The sequence below is a fragment of the Sorangium sp. So ce1153 genome (assembly GCF_051521595.1).
GTDB lineage: Bacteria > Myxococcota_A > Polyangia > Polyangiales > Polyangiaceae > Sorangium.
In genome coordinates, this window is the sequence record NZ_CP150361.1 from 136,841 (window position 1) to 156,210 (window position 19,370).

General features: G+C 71.6%; 18 protein-coding genes and 1 pseudogene. 8 read left to right on the forward strand and 11 right to left on the reverse strand.

Annotated features, from left to right (window positions below; translation table 11 throughout):
- Positions 1-9 precede the first annotated feature (9 nt).
- The gene (gene leuC, locus WME85_RS00500) at positions 10-1,419 is read right to left on the reverse strand and encodes a 3-isopropylmalate dehydratase large subunit (protein WP_437834148.1); all 1,410 of its coding nucleotides are present in this window, start codon (positions 1,417-1,419) and stop codon (positions 10-12) included.
- 210 nt (positions 1,420-1,629) lie between these two features.
- On the opposite strand from leuC, the gene WME85_RS00505 reads away from it, so the two are divergent.
- Both WME85_RS00505 and WME85_RS00510 read left to right on the forward strand, forming a co-directional pair.
- Positions 1,630-2,553 carry a LysR family transcriptional regulator gene (locus WME85_RS00505; RefSeq protein ID WP_437834150.1) on the forward strand — a complete coding sequence of 308 codons (924 nt, stop codon included), beginning with the start codon at positions 1,630-1,632 and terminating at the stop codon, positions 2,551-2,553.
- Between the two features lie 263 nt (positions 2,554-2,816).
- The gene (locus WME85_RS00510) at positions 2,817-3,665 is read left to right on the forward strand and encodes a fibro-slime domain-containing protein (RefSeq protein ID WP_437842615.1); all 849 of its coding nucleotides are present in this window, start codon (positions 2,817-2,819) and stop codon (positions 3,663-3,665) included.
- A gap of 43 nt (positions 3,666-3,708) precedes the next feature.
- Here WME85_RS00510 and WME85_RS00515 read toward each other — a convergent pair whose 3' ends face one another.
- The gene (locus WME85_RS00515; RefSeq protein ID WP_437834152.1) at positions 3,709-4,752 is read right to left on the reverse strand and encodes a glucose 1-dehydrogenase; all 1,044 of its coding nucleotides are present in this window, start codon (positions 4,750-4,752) and stop codon (positions 3,709-3,711) included.
- 476 nt (positions 4,753-5,228) lie between these two features.
- On the opposite strand from WME85_RS00515, the gene WME85_RS00520 reads away from it, so the two are divergent.
- Complete coding sequence (locus WME85_RS00520; protein ID WP_437834154.1) at positions 5,229-6,542, forward strand: hypothetical protein; 1,314 nt, start codon at positions 5,229-5,231, stop codon at positions 6,540-6,542.
- Positions 6,543-6,714: 172 nt separating this feature from the next.
- Here the strand turns inward: WME85_RS00520 and WME85_RS00525 are convergent, their stop codons facing one another.
- The gene (locus tag WME85_RS00525) at positions 6,715-7,839 is read right to left on the reverse strand and encodes a DUF4185 domain-containing protein (protein WP_437834156.1); all 1,125 of its coding nucleotides are present in this window, start codon (positions 7,837-7,839) and stop codon (positions 6,715-6,717) included.
- 123 nt (positions 7,840-7,962) lie between these two features.
- A complete protein-coding gene (locus WME85_RS00530) occupies positions 7,963-8,301 on the reverse strand; it encodes a four-helix bundle copper-binding protein (protein WP_437834158.1) in 339 nt (112 codons plus the stop codon).
- A gap of 517 nt (positions 8,302-8,818) precedes the next feature.
- On the opposite strand from WME85_RS00530, the gene WME85_RS00535 reads away from it, so the two are divergent.
- Complete coding sequence (locus WME85_RS00535; RefSeq protein WP_437834160.1) at positions 8,819-9,274, forward strand: hypothetical protein; 456 nt, start codon at positions 8,819-8,821, stop codon at positions 9,272-9,274.
- A 99-nt stretch (positions 9,275-9,373) separates the two neighbouring features.
- On the opposite strand, the gene WME85_RS00540 is transcribed toward WME85_RS00535, so the two are convergent.
- Positions 9,374-10,030 (reverse strand): ferritin-like domain-containing protein, encoded by a 657-nt coding sequence (locus WME85_RS00540; protein ID WP_437834162.1) that lies wholly within the window; start codon positions 10,028-10,030, stop codon positions 9,374-9,376.
- 66 nt (positions 10,031-10,096) lie between these two features.
- Between WME85_RS00540 and WME85_RS00545 the strand changes: the two genes are divergently transcribed.
- The 3 genes from WME85_RS00545 to WME85_RS00555 all read left to right on the forward strand — a co-directional run bounded on the left by WME85_RS00545 (position 10,097) and on the right by WME85_RS00555 (position 12,623).
- On the forward strand, positions 10,097-11,095 hold the full coding sequence (locus WME85_RS00545; RefSeq protein WP_437834165.1) for a hypothetical protein: 999 nt from the start codon (positions 10,097-10,099) through the stop codon (positions 11,093-11,095).
- A gap of 86 nt (positions 11,096-11,181) precedes the next feature.
- The gene (locus WME85_RS00550; RefSeq protein ID WP_437834168.1) at positions 11,182-12,000 is read left to right on the forward strand and encodes an MOSC domain-containing protein; all 819 of its coding nucleotides are present in this window, start codon (positions 11,182-11,184) and stop codon (positions 11,998-12,000) included.
- Positions 12,001-12,146: 146 nt separating this feature from the next.
- Entirely contained in the window at positions 12,147-12,623 is a 477-nt protein-coding gene (locus WME85_RS00555; protein WP_437834170.1) for a DUF2059 domain-containing protein, read from the forward strand.
- 13 nt (positions 12,624-12,636) lie between these two features.
- Here the strand turns inward: WME85_RS00555 and WME85_RS00560 are convergent, their stop codons facing one another.
- The 5 genes and pseudogenes from WME85_RS00560 to WME85_RS00580 form a co-directional block, all read right to left on the reverse strand.
- Positions 12,637-13,497 carry an alpha/beta fold hydrolase gene (locus tag WME85_RS00560; protein ID WP_437834172.1) on the reverse strand — a complete coding sequence of 287 codons (861 nt, stop codon included), beginning with the start codon at positions 13,495-13,497 and terminating at the stop codon, positions 12,637-12,639.
- Between the two features lie 213 nt (positions 13,498-13,710).
- Positions 13,711-13,857: pseudogene (locus WME85_RS00565) on the reverse strand (dienelactone hydrolase family protein); the annotation flags it as partial.
- Positions 13,858-14,306: 449 nt separating this feature from the next.
- A complete protein-coding gene (locus WME85_RS00570) occupies positions 14,307-15,290 on the reverse strand; it encodes a TauD/TfdA dioxygenase family protein (protein ID WP_437834174.1) in 984 nt (327 codons plus the stop codon).
- A 170-nt stretch (positions 15,291-15,460) separates the two neighbouring features.
- The gene (locus tag WME85_RS00575; protein ID WP_437834176.1) at positions 15,461-15,829 is read right to left on the reverse strand and encodes a DUF5615 family PIN-like protein; all 369 of its coding nucleotides are present in this window, start codon (positions 15,827-15,829) and stop codon (positions 15,461-15,463) included.
- Positions 15,826-16,062, reverse strand: a complete 237-nt coding sequence (locus tag WME85_RS00580) for a DUF433 domain-containing protein (RefSeq protein WP_437834178.1) — start codon at positions 16,060-16,062, stop codon at positions 15,826-15,828. The genes WME85_RS00575 and WME85_RS00580 overlap by 4 nt, the downstream gene beginning before the upstream one ends.
- A 157-nt stretch (positions 16,063-16,219) precedes the next feature.
- Here WME85_RS00580 and WME85_RS00585 point away from each other — a divergent pair, with 157 nt between their 5' ends.
- The gene (locus WME85_RS00585; RefSeq protein WP_437834180.1) at positions 16,220-16,798 is read left to right on the forward strand and encodes a Uma2 family endonuclease; all 579 of its coding nucleotides are present in this window, start codon (positions 16,220-16,222) and stop codon (positions 16,796-16,798) included.
- A gap of 89 nt (positions 16,799-16,887) precedes the next feature.
- On the opposite strand, the gene WME85_RS00590 is transcribed toward WME85_RS00585, so the two are convergent.
- Positions 16,888-18,903, reverse strand: a complete 2,016-nt coding sequence (locus WME85_RS00590; RefSeq protein WP_437834182.1) for a hypothetical protein — start codon at positions 18,901-18,903, stop codon at positions 16,888-16,890.
- Positions 18,904-19,370: the final 467 nt, after the last annotated feature.

A 19,370-nucleotide genomic window follows, 5' to 3' on the forward strand; every position in this document is an offset into this window, starting at 1 on the left:
CGAGCGTCGTCAGATTCCGAACACGTCACGAGCGTCGGCGATCTCGCCGCGCACGGCGGCGGCGGCCACCATCACCGGGCTCATGAGCACGGTGCGGCCGGTGGGGCTCCCCTGCCTGCCCTTGAAGTTGCGGTTCGAGGACGACGCGCACAGCTCGTCGCCGATCAGCTTGTCCGGGTTCATCGCCAGGCACATCGAGCAGCCCGGCTCGCGCCACTCGAAGCCGGCCTCGCGGAAGACCTTGTCCAGCCCCTCGGCCTCGGCCGCGCGCGCCACGTCCATCGACCCGGGCACCGCCAGCGCGCGCACGTTCGGCGCGACCTTGTGCCCCTTGATGCGCCGCGCGACCTCCCGGAAGTCCGAGATCCGGCCGTTCGTGCAGCTGCCGATGAACGCGACGTTGATCTTCGTCCCCTCGATCGGCTTGCCGCCCTCGAGGCGCATGTACTCGAGCGCCTCGCGGATGAGCGCCCGCTCGGACTCGTTCGCCACGTCCTCGGCCGCCGGGACCTTCTCCTTCACCGAGATCGCCTGGCCGGGCGTGATGCCCCAGGTGACCGTCGGCGCGATCTCGCTCGCGTCGATCCGGACCACGTCGTCGTAGCGCGCGTCGGCGTCCGACGCGATCGAGCGCCAGTACTCGAGCGCCCGGTCCCACGCCTCGCCCTGCGGGGCGTACGGGCGGCCCTTGATGTAATCGAACGTCGTCTGATCCGGGTTCACGTAGCCGACCCGGGCGCCGCCCTCGATCGACATGTTGCACAGGGTCATCCGCTCCTCCATCGAGAACGCCTCGATGGTCGAGCCGCCGTACTCGTACGCGTAGCCCGTGCCGCCGGACACGCCGAGCCGGCGGATGATCTCGAGGATGATGTCCTTGGCGTAGACGCCCGGCCCGAGCTTGCCGTCCACCTGGATGCGCCGGACCTTGAGCCGCTGGAGGCTCAGGGTCTGCGTGGCGAGGACGTCGCGCACCTGCGTGGTGCCGATCCCGAACGCGATCGCGCCGAAGGCGCCGTGCGTCGACGTGTGCGAGTCGCCGCACGCGATCGTCATGCCGGGCTGGGTGAGGCCGAGCTCGGGGCCGATGATGTGCACGATGCCCTGCCGCCCGGACTCGAGATCGAAGAAGGTGACGCCCTGCTCGGTACACGCCTTCTTGAGGGCGTCGACCATCCCCTCGGCGAGCGAGTCCTTGAACGGCCGCTTGCGGTTGTCGGTCGGGACGATGTGGTCGAGCGTCGCGAACGTCCGCTCGGGCATGCGCACGCGCAGGTTCAGGTCGCGGAGCATCCCGAACGCCTGGGGGCTCGTCACCTCGTGGATCAGGTGAAGGCCGATGAAGAGCTGGTCCTCGCCGTTCGGCAACGTGCGGACTTTGTGGAGGTCCCAAACCTTGTCATAGAGACTCTTACCCATGATGGCCTCTCGGGGCGCGGCTGAACGCGGCTGGAGATGACGGCGTGCGAAGCGGACCGGCCCGAGCGCCGGAGCCGGGGCGCACAGGCGGCCTCCTGGGGAGGCAACCGGAGCTCGACGGGTCCGGCGTCGGGCAGGTGGCAGGACTATGCGGGAGCCAGAGAATTAAGTCTAATGAAACTTTTTTCACGATGAGTTAAGCATTGCTACATGGATGCGTCGCTCCTGCCCGCGCTCGAGGATGTCCTGATGGTGGCCCGGTCGGGCTCGGTCGCCGAGGCGGCGCGGCGGCTGCACAAGACGCCGTCGGCGATCAGCCAGCAGGTGCGCCGGGTGGAGGAGCACTTCGGGGTGGCGCTGTTCGAGCGCGACGGGCGCGGGGTGCGGCTGAGCTCGGCCGGCGAGGCGGCGCTCGGCGCGATCACGCGGCTGTTCGACCAGGCCGAGGGCGTGTTCGAGCTGCTCTCGGAGCTGGCGGGGGAGCCGTCGACGACGCTGCGCGTGGCGGCGAGCGACTACCTCGGCAAGGGGCTGCTCGTGCCGGTCATCCGGCAGCTGCTCGAGAAGCGCGCGCCGGTGCGGTTCGCGATCACGACGGCGAACTCGGTGGACGCGGCGCGGTGGGTGGAGCGCGGGGAGGTGGACCTGGGCCTCGCGTCGGCGTCGTCGGCGGGGGGCGACCTCGTGCGGCAGCCGCTGTTCGTGCAGCCGTTCCTCTGGGTGGGGCCGCGGGTGGGGCCGCGGCAGAAGGGCAAGGCGCCGGCGCTGCGCGAGCGGCTCCGGCACGAGCCGCTGCTCCGGCTGGCGCCCGGCAGCGTGGGGCGGCGCATGCTCGACGCGTACCTGGACCGCGAGCGGATCCGGCCGATCTCGACGATCGATGTCTCGAGCGTGTCGCTCCTCGTGTCATACGTGTCCGGCGGGCTGGGCATCGGCCTCGCGCCCGCGCTCGCGCTGACCGAGGTGGCGCGCTCGCGGCTCGACGTGGAGATCGCCGAGGTGGAGCCGCTGCCGGTCGAGCTGATGACGCGCGAGAACTTCCGGCGCAACCCGATCATCGAGCGCTTCATCGACCGGCTGGCCGCCGAGGGGCGCCGCGCCGAGCAGCGGACGCGCGCGCTCCTCGACGAGTAGCGCGAGTAGCGCGGGTAGCGCCTCGCGGGAGAGAGCTCGCGCCCGCCGGCGCGCCGCCGTCGCCGCTTGTCAGGGTCGCGGGCGCGCGACACGATGCCACGCGCGTGCAGATGCTAGACCTTGGATTGACGGATTCTTGCGGACGCGGACGATCGAGCGAAGGACCGGCGGGCGTCACGGCATTCACGGAGGAGGAGGCGCTCTCGATGCGCACCACGCGGCCGCCGGCCCCACCCTGCCAGCGCTCTTCGCTGATGCTCGCTGTGTTGCTATCGGCCACTCTGGTGCTCCCTCTCGCCGGGTGTGCGGCCAGCCCCGAGAACATCGCCAGGCGGAACGAGCCGTCCTCTTCTTCTTCCGGCGGCGGCTCCTCCGACTCGGCCGCGGGCGGCGGCTTCGCCGGGGTCGGCGGCGGCCCGGGCGGCAGCTCCTCCACGGGGGGCGGCGGCGAGGAAGACCCGTGCAAGCCGCGGCTCGAGGGGATCGTGCGCGACTTCAAGGGGTACGGAAGCCCCGGCGGACATCCGGACTTCGAGCGCTGGGACGGCGACATCGTGCAGGGCATCGTCGAGGTTGAGCTCGGCGCGGACGACAAGCCTGTTTACGCCTTTCCCGGCCCTCCGGAGGAGTCCCACACCGAGGGGCGCGAGGCGTTCGACCAGTGGTTCCGGGACGTGCCGGAGGTCAATCGGTCGATCCGGTACACCGTTCCCCTCGACGTGAGCGATCAGCAGCTTCGTATCTTCTTCGACAACGACTTCTTCCCCATCGACGACGACGAACGGAGCTGGGGCAACGAGGGGAGAGATCACAACTACAGCTTCACGTTCGAGCTCCACATGACGTTCAAGTACAGGCGCGGGGACGTCTTCATCTTCGGCGGCGACGACGACATCTGGGTGTTCATCGACAGGAAACTGGCGATCGACATGGGCGGCGTCCATTCCCCGACCTCGTGGACCCTCGACCTCGACACGCTGGCCGGGGAGATCGACCTCGAGGTCGGGCGGGACTACCCGATCGACATCTTCTTCGCGGAGCGCCGCAGCGGCGGCTCAGAGCTCATGTTCACGACGCTCGCGTACACGAACTGCGAGCCGATCATCCGGTAGCGCGCGGCTGCCAGAGCGCGGCGCTCGGCCGCGTCCCCCGCGCTCACGCGAACATCACGATGGGCTTCACGTCCGCGGGCTCTCGCACGAGCGCCTCGGCCCAGCGGTCGAGCTGGACGCGGCGGGTGATGAGGCGATCGAGCCAGCCCTGATCCGCCCGGGCGAGCGACTCGGCGGCCGCCTGGTAATGACGCCGGTTCGCGTTCACCGTGCCGAACACGACGGTGTTCTCGAGCACCATCTCGCGGTTGAGGCCCTGGACGTCGACCGGGAGCGTCCGTCCCCCGGACGACACGCCGGCGAGGCAGACGAGGCCGACCGGCGCCACGATCTGCATCGCGTCGTAGATGAGCTTGCCGACCCCGGTGCACTCGATGACGACGTCCACGCCCGCCCCGGCCTCCTGCACGCTGCTCGCGTGGTAGGTCGCCCCGAGGTCGCGCACGAGGCCGGGCTTCGGGCCCTCGGTCACCCGGTCGAGCACGCGCACCTCGAGCCCCCGCTGCGCGCCGAGCAGCGCCGCGAGCAGGCCGATCGGGCCCGCCCCGGTCACGAGCACGCTCCGCGGCTTCCAGCTCGTCCGCGCGCCGATGCGCTCGATCTGGTCCCAGGCCTTGGCCACGACGCTCGCCGGCTCGAGCAGCACGCCCCGCTCGCCGAGCTTGCCGTCGACGACCACCGCGTACTCGGGCTCGATGCGGTACCGCTCCGACGCATAGCCGTCGATCGACTTGATGCCGCGCTCGGTGTACCGGCCGTTGCGACACATGTCCCATTCACCGCTCGCGCAGCTCGCGCACGGGACCGGGTCGGGGCGGCGCACGATGCCCACCACCCGGTCGCCCCTGTCGAGCCCGCTCCCGGGCGGCGCCTCGAGCACCTCGCCGAGCGATTCGTGCCCGATCACGAGCCGCTTCCTGCCCGGCGGCGCCCACCCGTAACCGCCGTTCACGATCTCGACGTCGGTGCCGCACACGCCGACGGCGAGCGTCCTGACCAGCACCGGCCCGTGCTCGGCGGGCGGCTCGGGGATGTCCTCCAGGAGCCCGGAGCTGGGCTTGCCGGGCTCGACCGTGATCGCGCGCATCGTGGCCTCCTTCCTTTGACCCTCAACCGATCACCTCCACGGAAGATGCCACGAGCCGCGCTCCGGTTTCCGCCGTGCGCGGCCGGACGCCGTCCCCGCGCGCGTTCGAGGCGGCGCGCCGGCTCGCCGCCGCCGCCTGGCCGTCGGCGGACGCCGGGAGCCTCGCCGTGGCCGCGCTCGCGGGCTGACCGCGGCGCCATCGATCGTGGCAGGAGCGCTGCAGTCGCGCTCCATCCATGTCCACGTCGCGGGCTCGTGACCTCCCGAATCGCCGACTCCGGCCATGCCGACGGTCCTGCCGAGATCGCGGATCCGTCGAGCGGCGGGGGTACGTCCGAGGCGGCGGAGCGCTCGTGTGCGGGCGTCGCGCGATCTCCGGCGCTCGATGGCCGCGACGCGAGGTCGGCGGGCTTCTGCGGCGTTTGACACCGCCACCCGCGCGTCCAACAGATCGCTTCATGAGAGCTCTTCTTGCGATGGTTTTGTTGCTAATCCCGGGTCACCTCCTCGCCGAGGAGCCAGCAGGGAGCGCCGGCGTGGCCCTCCGCTGCGCCGGCACGGACGCCGGCGCGATGGCTGGCCAGCTCGACCCCTCGTTCGGCGGGGCGGGGACCGGGATGGCGCGGGTGCGCTTCGGCGCCGACGACGACGGCGGCTTCTTCGATCTCGACGCGGCAGGCGACGAGATCATCGCGGGCGGATGGGGCCAGGGCGGCCTCGGCGGGGTGAGGTTCCGCGTCGCCCGCCTGACCGGATCCGGCGCGGCCGATCCCGGCTTCGGCGGCGGCGGCATGGTGATGACCTCCTGGGCCGCCTCGACCGGCGACTACGTCTATCTGGCGGCCGTCGGCCGCCGGCGCGCCGGCGGGATCGTGGCCATCGGCTGGCGCGACCGGTTCGGGGGCGCCTCGGCGGACGTGGCGCTGGCGCGGTACGCGGAGGACGGCTCGCTCGACCCGAGCTTCGGCGACGGCGGCAAGCGCCTGCTCGACCTCGGCGGGGACGAGGTGATCCGGGGCGGGCTCGTCGCGCACGACGACAGGATCGTGGCCGTGGGCCAGCGCGACGGGCGCCTGCTGATCGCGCGCGCCGCCGCGGACGGCGCCCTCGACACCTCGTTCGCCAGCCCGCGCGGCTACCGGACCGTGGCGCTGGGGCCCGCGTCGGTCGCCGAGGCGGTCGCGATCGACCGGCGCCGGCGGCTCGTCGTGGTCGGCTCCGCGGAGCGGGACGGCCAGCGCGACATGGTGGTGCTCCGGCTCCTGCCGAGCGGCGCGCTCGACGGCTCCTTCGGCGAGCGGGGCGTGATCGTCGCCGGAGATCCGGGCATCGACGAGCGCGCTGTCGCCGTCGCGCTGTCGCCCGACGGCGGCGTCGTGGTGGCCGGCGACGCGGGCCCGGAGGGGGCGCGCGACTTCCAGGTCCGCCGTTTCCTCGCGGACGGCTCGCCCGACCCGGCGTTCGGCGAAGCAGGCGTGGCCGCGTGGCCGACCACCGGCGGCGACGATCAGGCCGAGGACATGGCGCTGCTGCCGGGCGGCGCCGTCCTCGTGGCGGGCAACGGCGGCGAGGGCGGCGCGGCCACGCCGCTGCTCGCGCGGTACGCGTGCGACGGCGCGCTCGACGCGGGGTTCGGCGATGGGGGCGTGTTGCCGGTCGACTTCGGCGAGTTCGGGGTGCTGCACACGGTGCGGGTGATCTCCGGCGATCAGGTGCTCCTCGGCGGCGCCGACGTGGGCATGTCCCCGGGGCCAGGGACCTACGGCGTGGTGGCGCGGATGTGGATGTGATGTTCTCTTGAGCTCCTATCGAGCGATGTGACGCGCGACCCGCGCGGAACCGCGTGAGTCGCAGCCGCAGGGGCGAGCGGAACACCCACCCTCGCTGACCTGTGCGCTCCCAGGGAAACAAGAGCCCGCGGCTCCCAGGGGCCCTCGGCGCCCCCGCGGGGCCGCCTCGCCGTCACTCGAGCTCCAGCTCGACGAGCCGGATCTCCCCCTCGAGGAAGCCTGTCTCCCTGAAGTACGTCATGTACTCGAACCGCCCTCCTTCCCGCGCGAGCTCCGCGTGCCCGAGGCCGGCATACGGCCACGCCTCCGGGTTCGGCGGCGCCTCGGCGGTGAACACCACCACGCTGTCCGACCAGGGGCCCTCCGGCGCGGGCGCCGTGCGCAGCGAGATGTGCGATGACACCGGCTCGCTGTACAGCGCAATGTACCTCCCGGCGCGCTCGTTCCAGTGCACCGACATCATCGGCGCTCCCGCCATGACCGGCTCGGCCTCGTCGTGGCCGTCCACCCAGCGGCCGTCCGAGTAGAACCGCCACGACCCGCGCTCGGTCGCCTGCGCGGCCGGCGCGCGCGCGACGAGGCAGGGGCACGTGAGCCCCGCGCACGCGCACGCGTACGCATAGACCATCCCCTCGCGGACGAGCGCCGCCGCCGTGAGCGCGGGCTCGTCCGCGCCGAAGAGCACCGTCGGATCTGCGGCGCCTGGGCGCACCTCGGGGCGCACGAGCGGCGCGTCGAGGCGCTCCCAGACCGCGACGGACGAGCCGAGCAGCTCGAAGTTGAACGCGCCGGGCCGCGCCATCAGCTTGCTGTAGAAGACGAGCGCGCGGCCGGTCGCGTCGTCGGCGACGATGGGCCCCGGCCACAGCGCATAGCGCGCCCCGCAGTCGTCCTCGCACTCCTGCTCCGCCCGGGGGCCGAAATGCGTGAGGTTGAACGCGCGCTCCTCCTCGGTGAACGGCACGAACTCCCCCGGCGCGCCGGCCGCGTCGAGCGGCTCGGTGAGCGCCGAGAGCCCGTCGGAAGCGTCGAGATCGCCGGTCGCGCAGAAGGTGCTCGACCTCCAGAGCGAGCCGTCTTCTCCCGGCGTCTCCAGGGTCGTGTCGCCGAACACCCACACCGAGCGGTCGCCCCACCCCGCGCTGTACCCGCCGTCCCGGCCCCGGATCACGGGTTCGAACGGCAGCGGGCCCAGATCGCGCGTCGCCCGCACCGCGGCCTCGGGCGCGTCCGCGCCGCCGCACCCGGCGCACAGGAGAGCGACCCCGGCGGCACCGATCGTCCTTCGATAGCGCATGCGCGCGAGGGTATCATGGAGGTGCAAAGCCGCTGCACGCGGTCGCCGCTCGAGCCGCGGCGGCGCGTGAGCCCGTCCGAGGGGCGGACGGGCAAGGCAAGCGCGAGCGACGCTTCGCCGCCGTCAGATCTGCCGGCACGCGGCGGCGCAGCGGCGGCACTCGTCAGCGCACGTCTTCATCTGGGCGTCGCCCGTGAGCTTGTCGCAGCTCGCCGCGCACAGGTCGCAGAGGGCCGCGCACACGCTCGTGATCTGGGCGCGCTGCGGCGAGCTGCGCAGGAGGAGCTTGGAGGCCGCCTCGCAGATGTCGGCGCAGTCCTGGAGCAATCGCATGTGCGCGGCGTCGGCGTGCGCGCCGCCCATCTCGAGGCAGTACTGGCTTGCATGGGTGCAGATCGAACCGCAATCCTGGGTGAACCGGGCCACCTCCCGGAACGATCTGTCCCCCGGAAACTTGCTCATGAGAACCCCCCCCTTGGTCAACTGGGCCGCTCGCCGTCGCGGGGTATCTCGCGACAATGAGGCAACCTTGGTATCCAGAGTTTGAATGGATTGAGCGGCTTTCGCACGTCGGGCCATCCCGCATATGGGCCTCGGCGCAGCGACCGACGCGCCGAGATCTCGTGTCCTGAACGCGCCGCGCGAGCGCCGGGGCGGCTGGAAGCGCGCGAGAGCGCCCGGCCGGAACGGCCGCTCCCGCCCTGGTCGCTCGCGCCACGATGCCTCCACGATGCCCCGATGGCCGATCGGCGGCGGGAGGCTCGCGCCGCTCGCCCGGCGGCGCCCCCGCCGGCGCATCCCCCGCGCGGTCTGCCTCTTGCCTCACCTCTCCTTCGATCGACGGAGACGACACGGCAGGAGAGCTCCACGAGCCCGCCGGACCGCGCGCGAGCGTGCTCGTCGCCGGCGTGAGCGCGTCAGCCGAGATCTCCTAAGAAGGTGAGGAAGTAAAGGAAAGGCCATCGAAAGGGGGAGAGCGATGAACGGAGCTGTGCAGTTCGTCCGGCGGGCGTTGCTGCCCGCGGCGTGCCTCGGCGTCGTCATGACGCAGGCTGGTCCTGTGAGCGCCGACGCCGTGAAGGTCGTCTGGGCCAGCAACACGTTCCAGAGCGGTGAGCGGTGCGATCCCCAGACGAAGCTCCTCGGCGGCGACTATCTGAGCCGCGGGTACGGGGTCTACTCCGCCAACCACAAATATCACCTGCTCATGCAGGACGACGGCAACCTCGTGCTGTACCGGGCGCCGTCGCAGCTGCTGTGGGCCACGGGCACCGGGGGCCAGGCTATCCAACACGCGATCATGCAGGCGGACGGCAACCTCGTGCTCTACGATTACGCGGGCAACGTGAAGTGGTCGTCGAACACGCAAGGACACCGGGGGGCGTTCCTGGTGGTCCAGTGCGACGGCAACCTCGTCATCTACGCGCCGACGTAGCGCCGGGCTCCTGGGCGGGGGCGAGCGACCCAGCCGGGTTCACGGGACGGGGGGCCCTCCGCCCTGAGGACGCCCAGGCGCTGGTTCGAGGGCACCTGTTCAGCACCCGGGCGCGCGGCAGATACCCAGCTTGATGCGCGCGATCTCCTGGAGCTCCTCGGCGATCTCGAGCGTGCGGATCGCGGCGGCGCGCGCGAGCGCCTGGGCCTCCTCGGTGGTCGCGAGGCGCGCGAGGATGCGCCGGCCCATCTCGTGGTGATGGCCCTCGTCGGGCTGGATCACGTCGCGGTAGAGGCGCGCGGTCTCGGCGTCGCCCTGCGCCTCGCAGTAGTCGATGAAGGCCTGGTTGTGCACCTTCGCGAGCGCCTCGCGCGTGAACTGGCCCGCCGCGACCCGCTCGACCGTGGAGCCGAGCCCCTTCAGGTACCCGAACATCGGCGTGGGAGGCCCGAACCTGGCCGGCAGGGCCGCCGGGTCGACGCCGAGCGCGCGGAGGCGCTCGGCGATGAGCCGATAGTGCCGCGCCTCGTCGCCGCACTGGCGGGCGAGGGCGAGCTTCACCTCGACGTCGGTCTCGGTGGTCAGCCACAGCGCCGCCTCCTCCGTCGCCTCGAGCTCCTTCTTGAGCGCGGTCGCGAGCAGCTCCGGGATGCCGATGCCGCTCCGGGGCTCCGCCGCGCCGGCCGCGGTCCCGATGCGGGCGAGGCGCTCGCCGACCTTCTGGTCGAGCTCGTCGAGGAATTCATCTGCGTTCATGGTGAGACATGATGGGTACGCCCCGGGCGCCGGGTCAATAGGCGGTCCCTCCCGGGGGCGAGGAGGGTGTACTCTCCTGGAATGGCCTGGCGCTTCCTGCCCTCGTGGCTCGATCTCGAGTCGATCTCGATCTCGTTCGACCTGCCCGCGCGCACCGTCCTGAAGCGCGCCGGGGTGGCCTCCCTCGCGACGTCGAGCGCGACGGCGCTCCGCCTGACGCTCGCGCCGTCGCTCCTGCGCGTGGCCTTCGAGCCGTACCTCGTCATCGATCTGCCGCCGCCGCTCGGCGACATGGGGCTGCAGCAGGTCGAGTACGACTTCCGCTCAGGGGCGATGAGCCCCAACGTCTTCTACACCGGCGGGGTCGTCCGGGTCGGGAAGGATTCGGCCGAGGACGAGGCCCGCGCCTTCATGCGCGGACTCGTCACCTCGACGCCCATGGCCATGCCGCCGTACGACCCGACCAGCGATCCCGATCTCGTGCTGACGGTGCGTCAGGTGCTCTCGAACCTCGAGTCCGGCAGCGGCGGCGCGGCTCCCCGGGGCGCGCGCCTCTCGGCGCGGGTGACGCTGCGCGAGGAGCTCGCGGGCGCGGTGGGCCGGGACGGGTTCCGCATCCCGTCCGGCGCGACCATCGCCGCCAGCGTCGACGTCGAGGGCACCCGCGAGGAGATCGAGACCGCGCCGCGCGTGCAGCGCATCGAGGTCGACTGCTCGTCGGCGGTGCTGCGCAAGGACGGCGCCGACCAGGCGGATCTGCGCCGCTTCGTCGTGAAGCGGGGCGGGGACATCGCCGTCGAGCAGGTGGAGCCGCTCGGCGCGGCCGGTCAGGCGGCGGGCGTCGAGTCGCTCGTGCGCCTGTTCGGCGCCCTGGTCGCGGGCGGCGGCGTCGCGCTCGACCCGAAGCACCTCGGGCCGAGCGCCGTCGAGGGGCTGGTCAAGGAGGAGATCGCGCGCGCGCTGCGCCCCGTGCTCGTCGACTGGGTGCAGCAGAACGCCGAGGTCATCGCGGGCATGGACCTGCGGAAGGTGCTCGGGATCGAGGGGGGGAACGACGTGGCGTGAGCGAGGAGCGGGAGCGCGCGACCTTCCAGCGCGGAGCGCGTCATGCCGGAGCCTTCGCGGTCGACAGGGGTGATATAAGCTCCGGAATGCGCATCTCCGCGATCCACATCTATCCTGTCAAAGGCTGCCGGGGCGTCGCGCTCGACGCGGCGGCCGCCGACGATCTCGGCCTCGCCGGCGACCGGCGGTTCATGATCGTCGATCCCGACGGCAAGCCGCTCACGCAGCGCCCGCTGCCGCGCATGGCGCTCATCGAGGCGCAGCTCTCCCCGGGCGCGCTCACGCTGCGCGCCGGCGGCCGCCCGCCGATCTCCGTGCCGCGCGCGGCGCAGGGCGCGCGCCTGCTCACGGTCGACGTCTGGCGCAGCACCGGCCGCCAGGCCGAGGACTGCGGCGACGAGGCCGCCGCGTGGCTGAGCGACTTCCTGGAGCACCCGGCGCGGCTCGTGCGCGCCGGCGAGGCGTTCCACCGGCCCGTCCTCAAGTCCTCGGTGGCGCGCCCGGGAGATGTCGTGTCGTTCGCCGACGAGTTCCCGCTGCTCGTGATTTCCGAGGCCTCGCTCGCCGATCTCAACGCCCGCCTCGAGGGCAAGGGCGCGGCGCCGGTGCCGATGGACCGGTTCCGGCCCAACCTCGTCGTGAGCGGCTGCGCCGCCTTCGACGAGGATCGGTGGGGCCGCGTCCGCGCCGGAGATCTCGTGCTCCGCGCCGGCGGCCCGTGCGCCCGCTGCGTCGTCACCACGACCGATCAGCTCACCGCGGAGCGCAGCCCGGAGCCGCTCCGCATGCTGGCCGCGTACCGGCGCGATCCCGAGAAGCCCGGCGACGTCAACTTCGGGCAGAACTACATTCATGAGACGAAATCGGGCACGGTGCGGGTAGGAGACGAGGTGACGCTCGCGTGACGGCTCGCGGGTGAGGGGGAGGGCGCCTGCAATGCACGCGCCTGCCAGCGCGCCGGCGCCGTGGCGGCTCGGGTGAGGGGGGCGGCGGGCCGCCGGAGCGCGCCGGAGCGGCGCGGACCGAGTCGCATCCGTGATACAGGTGGAGCATGAGAAAGCATGCGCTTCGTTCCTGGATCGTCTCGATCGCGGTCGTGACCCTGATCTCCCTGGCGTCGCTCGGCAGCGCCCACGCGGGAGAGGCGGAGAAGAAGCTCGCTCGTGAGCTCACGCACCTCGTCATGCCCAAGGAGGTCTACAATGCGCTCATCGAGCAGCTGATGACCAACATGGGGGCGTCGATGCAGCAGGCGGGCGCGAAGATCTCCGCGAGCGACGCCGGGAAGCTGAAGGCGGTCGTGGCCGAGGTGCTGCCCTACGACGAGCTCGTCCAGTGGAACGTCGAGATCTACGCGGGGAAATTCACGGCCGATGAGCTGAAGGAGCTCATCAAGTTCTACGGCACGCCGGTGGGCAGGAAGGCCGCGAAGCTCCTCCCCGAGATCAGCGGGGAGGTGGGGAAGAAGGTCGGCGCGGTCATCGTCCAGCGGATGCCCGCGGCGATGCGGAAGGCCGGGATCCAGTAGCGCGCGCGCCGCGCTACCGCCGGTAGACCAGGAAGCCGGCGATGGCGTCGAGCAGCGCCCGCGGCTCGTCGGCGCGCACCGAGTGGCTGCTGCGCTCGAAGATCCGTAGATCCGCGCCCGGGATGAGGCGCGCGATCTCCTCCGAGAGATCGGGCGGGCAGATCCAGTCGTGCCGGCCGGCGATGACGAGGGTGGGCACCTTGATCTCGGGCAGGCGCGGCGTGAAGTCGAATGTCCGCATGAACGTCTCCAGGGCGACGTTCCACGCCTCGACGTTGTAGATGGTGCGCGCGCTGGGCTCGGCCGCCTTCTGCGGATCGAAGGTGGTCGAGTAGAGCGGCCCCATGGTGTCGAGGAGCTCGGCGAACTGCTCGTTGCTCGCGAGCTCGCCGGCCCAGAGGCGCTCGCAGGCCTCCTTCTGCGGCTGCGTGCCGCGCTCCGCCACGATCTGCTTCGCCCGGTCGATGAGGCGATGGCTGGCCGCCGTGGCCACCAGGATGAGATGAGAGACGTGCTGCTGGTACCGGAGCGCATAGGCCATCGCCACCATGCCGCCATAGGAGGTGCCCATGACCACGATGCGATCGAGGCCGAGGTGCTGGCGCAGCGCCTCCATGTCCTCGACGTTGTTCTCGAGGGTATACGTGTCCTTCGGTCCGCGCGCCGAGCGGCCCTGTCCGCGATGATCGAAATAGACGAGCTGCGCGCGGTCGGCGAGCGGGGTCAATCCACCCTTGTGCGAGGAGTGGTCCGCTCCGGGGCCGCCGTGCACGACGAAGATCACCGGCTTCTCGCGCATCTGCGGTCCATCGGGGACGAGGCCCATGCCCTCGATGTCGAAGTAGATCTCGGTGTCTCGGATCCTCGCGCGCATCGCTCCAGGGTACTCGATCGGCGGCGCACGGGAGGCCCGGGCGGCGGGAGGCGCGCGGCGCGGGCGGGCGGGCGGGAGGTGCGGCGCGGGCGGAGCCGCGCGCGGCGCGCGGTGCGCGCGGGGGAGCAGCGGAAGCGCAGCCTGTTGCAGGGGCAGCAGCGGCCGCCGAGCGGCCGGCGAGGCGGCGAGGCGCGATCGCGGGCCTGGCCGCCGTCAGGCGACGCCGTGCTGGGCCAGCCAATCGAGCTGGCGCTGCCAGGCGTCGGCGGCGGCCTCGGGCCGGTAGCTCGGCCGATAGTCGGCGTAGAAGGCGTGCGGAACCTCGGGGTAGACCCGGATCTCCGAGCGCGCGGCGCCGGGCGCGCTGCCGGCCGCGGAGGCCGCCCGGAGCGCGTCCTGCAGCTCGTGGACGGCGCGACCCGACCCAGGTTGAGGCGGCCGACCCAGGTTGAGGCGGCCGACCCAGGTTGAGGCGGCCGACCCAGGTTGAGGCGGCCGACCCAGGTTGAGGCGGCCGACCCAGGTTGAGGCGGCCGACCCAGGTTGAGGCGGCCGACCCAGGTTGAGGCGGCCGACCCAGGTTGAGGCGGCCGACCCAGGTTGAGGCGGCCGACCCAGGTTGAGGCGGCCGACCCAGGTTGAGGCGGTCGCCGATGGTGTGCGCGGTCAGCCCCAGCCCCTCGTGCAGGATCAGCACCGCCGGCGCCGGCGAGCGCCCCGCCGACGAGGGGCGCACCTGCACCGCACCGCCTCCACCGGCCCGTGCGGACCCTGGAACGACGTCCTCTCGAAGCCGGCGCCCGCCGCGGTCACGCCTGCACCTCCGCCGCGGGCGCCGCGTCCTTGCGGGCGACCTTCAGCTTGCTCGGGGGCCGCGTGCCGAACGGCTCGCCGGCCACGATCTCGGAGCGGACGCCGTCGACCCCGACCGGGATGTCCCCGGTCAGCGTCACCCGGTAGAGGACGCGCTCGACGTCGAGGTGCCCGAGATCCTGCGGCCCGAGGTGCGCCGTCGCCCGGTTGTCCCAGAAGGCGACGCTGCCCGGCTCCCACCTGAACCGTACGGTGTACGACGGCCGGCTGATCTGCTCGAAGAGCAGGTCGAGGATCGCGCTGCTCTCGCGCGGCGACAGCCCCACGATGTGGCTCGTGAAGCCGGGGCTGACGAACAGCGCGCGCTCGCCGGTCTCGGGGTGGACGCGCACCACGGGGTGGACCGAGATCAGCGGGTTCTCGCGCACCTTGCGCAGGTACGGGCTGTCCTGGTCCTGCGGGGCGAACCGCAGCCCGAAGCGGTGCTCGGCCCGCAGACCGTCGACGAGCGCGCGCACCGGCGCGGAGAGCCCCTCGTAGGCCGCCACGAGGTTGGTCCAGGTGGTGTCGCCGCCGTAGGGCGGCAGGATGTGCGCCCGGAGGATCGACGCCGCCGGCGGGTTCACGGCCGCGGTGACGTCGGTGTGCCAGCGGTTCTCGTAGCTGAACCGCCTGCCGTAGCGCTTGTCGTAGCGGCGGCTGTCGATGGCGAGGATCTCCGGGTGCTCGTCGAACGGCTCGTCCTCGTGCGGGTGCGCGTACGTCACCTCGCCGAAGCGCGCGGCAAAGGCGATCTGCTCGGCGTGGCCGAGCGGCTGGTTCCGGAAGAACACGACCTTCCACTTCAGCAGCGCCGCGCGGATGGCCGCCACGGACTCGTCGGGCAGCGGCTTCGAGATGTCGGCGCCGTGGATCTCGGCGCCGATGTGCCCTGCGAGCGGCTTCACCTGGATGGCTTGATCGGATGGTCTCTGGCTCATGGCTGTCCTCCGCGTCGTCCCCCCGTCACGGTCGTGTCGGTCGGGTATGCGGATGCCGTGCCAGGAGGGGACGGCGGCGCGCGCGTGGATACAAGGGCGGGGGCGCGGCCCGCGGGAGCTCGTTTGAGCGGGTGACCTGGGTAGCCGGGCAGCGCGCGATGGTGTCTTGTCTACGTCCCCTGCTTCGGCGAGAGCTTCCGGATGCGGACGCGACCATCCGCGGACAGCACGGTGAAGGCTCCCTCGAGCTCCGCGCTGCACTCGCGAAAGAGCGCGGATACCATCTCGGCCCGCTTCGGGTAGGGAACGCCCGCGAGCCGCAGCAGGACCACGCCACGGTGAGCGTGCCCTTCTCGCACGATGAGCTCGCCGAAGTCCTTGTCGTCGGTCAGCACGATGGCGTCGCGTTCCGCGGCCAGCCGGAGGACCTCACCATCGGAGATCGTCGGGGCGATCTCCGCGACGTGCAGGACGGTGACGCCATCCGCGCGGAGGCGCTCCAGAATCGATACGGCGATGTTCTCGTCGGCCAGGATCAAGAGGCTGCCCGGAGCGTCCGGAGCCGCTCGAGGCGCACGGCGTCGACGGCAAAGGAGATGGCCGCCGAGAGGTCTTCCCGGGTCAGCTGAGGATGGGCCGCCAGCAGATCATCGAAGGTCATGCCGCCGGCCAGCTCCTCGAGGATATGCTCCACGGTGATACGGGTCCCACGGATGATAGGCTTGCCCAGCATCACCTCGGGGTCGCTCGTGATCCGATCCATCTCGTGCATCCCGTCCTTCCTCGACCGAGCCTAGCACCGCTGGACGAGCCGAGGGAGGAGACGCGCAGGAGCCGAGGCTGCGATGGTGCTGCTCCCGCGGCTTGGGCCTCGCCTGAGCGCCCGCTGCGCGAGGCGGACGCCGCTCGCTGTGCCATACTGCGCGGCCATGGTGGCCCCGGCTCATCGCATCCACTACACGTACGCCGAGTACCTGGCCCTCGAGGCGTCCAGCAACGTCAAGCACGAGTACCTCGACGGCCAGATCTACGCGATGGCGGGGGGCACGCCCGAGCATGCCGCGCTCGCAGCGGCGGTCATCGGCCTCCTCTTCCCCGAGCTCCGCAGAGGCCGATGTCGGGCCTACGACGCCGATCTCCGCGTGCGCGTGCCCTCGACTGGCCTCGCGACCTACCCCGACGTCACGGTCGTGTGTGGACCGCTCGAGCGCGACGCCGAGGACGGGCAAGCCGTGACGAACCCCACGCTCATCGTCGAGGTGCTGAGCCGCAGCACCGAGGAGTACGACAGAGGCGACAAGTTCGATCACTACAAGAACCTCACCTCGTTGAGCCAGTACGTCCTCGTCTCGCACCGGGAGCGCAGCGTGGAGATCTGGACTCGCGGCGTCGACGGCAGCTTCACGTCGGCCATCGCGCGCGAGGGTGACGTCGCGCACCTCGTGTCGATCGGCGCCCAGCTCGATGTGCGCGAGCTCTACGAGGCGGCGGCCGAGCCGGGGGCGTGAGGATAGACAGGCGCCACAAGCCGTGTCAGCAGACGAGCGGGCCGGGTCCGGAGCACACGAACCCGGCCCTCCGAGCGCAGGCCCGTTGATCACCTGAACAGCAGGGCGTTTCTCATGATCTCTGCGCCGCTGCCGTACCAGAAGTCGCTCCTCGCGGCCCTGGACGGCGGGAACATGTTGAGGTCCGCGCGGGCGCGGCCGTTCTTCACGCCGCGCACGATCAGCGGCGCGCCGCTGCCCCACGTCGCGACGACGATGCCGCCGTTGATCGGGCCGCCGATGCTCCGGTAAGCGCTGTCGGCCCCGAGCGACGTCACGCCCGTGAGCAGCGCGCTCCCGGGCTCGTTGATGCCGAGAGGGCCCGTCTCGTTGGGCTGGTCCTGCCCAGCGGGATCGATGAGATGATATCCCTCGTTCGCCCAGCGCCCGCCGAGAGGGACGCTGGCGTTGGCGAAGGTCGCGACAACGACCCTGCCGCCGCCGTCGTGGTACGTGGCCAGGTTATCTCCGAGCGTGGCGGCGTCGAACGGCGCGGAATCCGAGTAGACGAGGACCGCATCGTACGCTTGCAGCTCGGCCAGCGTCGGCGTCGCGTTCTGGAGGTTGAAGACGTCGACCGCCGAGAACGCCCCGGTGCCGTCGAGCTGCGCCTGCACGTCGTAGTTCCAGCTCGGGTCGCTCGGCGCGCCCGCGACGAGCACGCGATCGGCGCCGCCGTCGGTGCACACGCCGGCCACGCACCGCCCGCTGCAGACGTCGCCGCAGCCCCCGCAGTTGGCCTCGTCAGAGCTGAGGTCCACACAGACCGTAGCGCCGCCCGGGCCGACGCAGGCGGTCTCGGGGGGCAGGCACGTGGAGCCGCCTCTGCAGTCGTACGTCACGGTGACCCGCGCGAACCGGCCGCCGAGCGCGTCGCTCCGGCTCAGGCCGTCGCACGACGGCCCGGGGATCGTGACGGAGTTGGCGCCCCCCTGGACATAGGACCCGACATCCACGTCCGGAAGCGAGACGAGCGCGTGAGCCGGGAAGCACGCGCACGAGTCCACGGCGCTGAAGCTCCCGATCGCGGCGCCGTTGAGCGACACCGACCGGGCGCCCGGCGAGCAGGTGATCCCGTTCTCGAGCGCGATGTCGACCTGGCGCACGGGGCCGAGCGCGCCGCCGAGGTCGGTCCACTGGAAACCGTACGGCTCTCCATTGCAGCCGTTGTACCGGTTGTCGCCGGTGTCATCACAGCTCGCGTCCTGGTTGATGAGGAGGTCCTCGGTGACCTCGTAGACCCTCGCACAGCCGCCGTCGTCGAGCTGCGTGAAGCCGGCGGGACACGCGCAGCCGCAGTCACCGGCCGACACGTGGATGGGGAAGCTCAGCCCGCTCGACCCGCCGAGCACGTCGGAGATCGTGACGTGCACCTGGTAGTCGCCCGGCGTGTCCGTGGAGAAGCTGCCTGTCGCGTCGGTGGCCTGGAGGACCGGCGAGGAGCCGGCCGGGCTCGCGGTGATCGACCAGCCGAAGGTGATCTGGTCGCCGTCGGGGTCCTCGGCGCTCACCTTGATCGTCGCGGTCTCGCACTGGGTGATGAACTTGCTGGGAGCGATGTCGAGGTCGGTCACGCGCGGCGGGTCGTTCAGCGCGACCACCGTGTCGAGGCCGCCGTTCGCGCCGCCCGCGCACTGCGACACGAGCTGGATCTCGGCCGTCACTTCGGCCGCGACGTACGCCACCCCCTCGGTGGGAGCGCACTCCGCCGACGGCGCGCCCTCGCTCATGGGGATCGCGCAAACGCGGTAGCTGCCGGCGGGCAGCACGAACAGGCCGTCGGCGCCCGCGTGCGCCCCCGAGCCCGCGGGGAGCACGCTGCCAGGGAGCGCCTCGTCCTCCAGGAGGCTGGTCGTCTCCGCGATGGGCGCGTCGCCGCAGGTGCTGCCGGCGCCGACGACCTTGTAATGGATCGCGGTGACGTCGTGCCGCGCGCCCCCTACCTCGAGCGCCGCGTGGATGACGCCCGTCGTCACGGCGGCGTCTCCCTGGTCGCAAGCGGGTAGCGCGAGCGCCAGCGTGACGGCCATCGAGCCTTGCGCGAATGCTTTCGATATCCATCTCATGTGTTATTTCCTCGCGATGCTTCCTGGCGAATCGCCGAACGGCGGCGATCCAGAGGGTCGTTGGGCGACTCGCAGGAGCTACTGTCGATCGTTCTGGTCGAACGTGCCGGCGCCAGGCGAAGCCGGGTCGCCGACGTGAGAAGGTAAGTGTCGTTGAAGGAGCAGCTGATTCAACGACGTCAAGGGCGACCCCGCCGCGCTCGCCCAGGATGACAGGACACCTGTACGCGATCGTGGTGCGTTTGGCTCCTGTTGCGCAGAAAAGCGACGGGGCGCAGATGGTGACGTGGAGGGGTCTGCTGCGACGCGGGGATAACTCCCCGATACGACGTCATTTTCCCGGGACGTGACCAGATGCATGAGGGGTTATGTCTTCAGCCACCGCATACAGCGCGGCTGTACGCTGGAACGGCGGCGGTGAACCGCTTGACTTCCAGAGCGCATCTGATTTTCTGACCGGTTCTGCG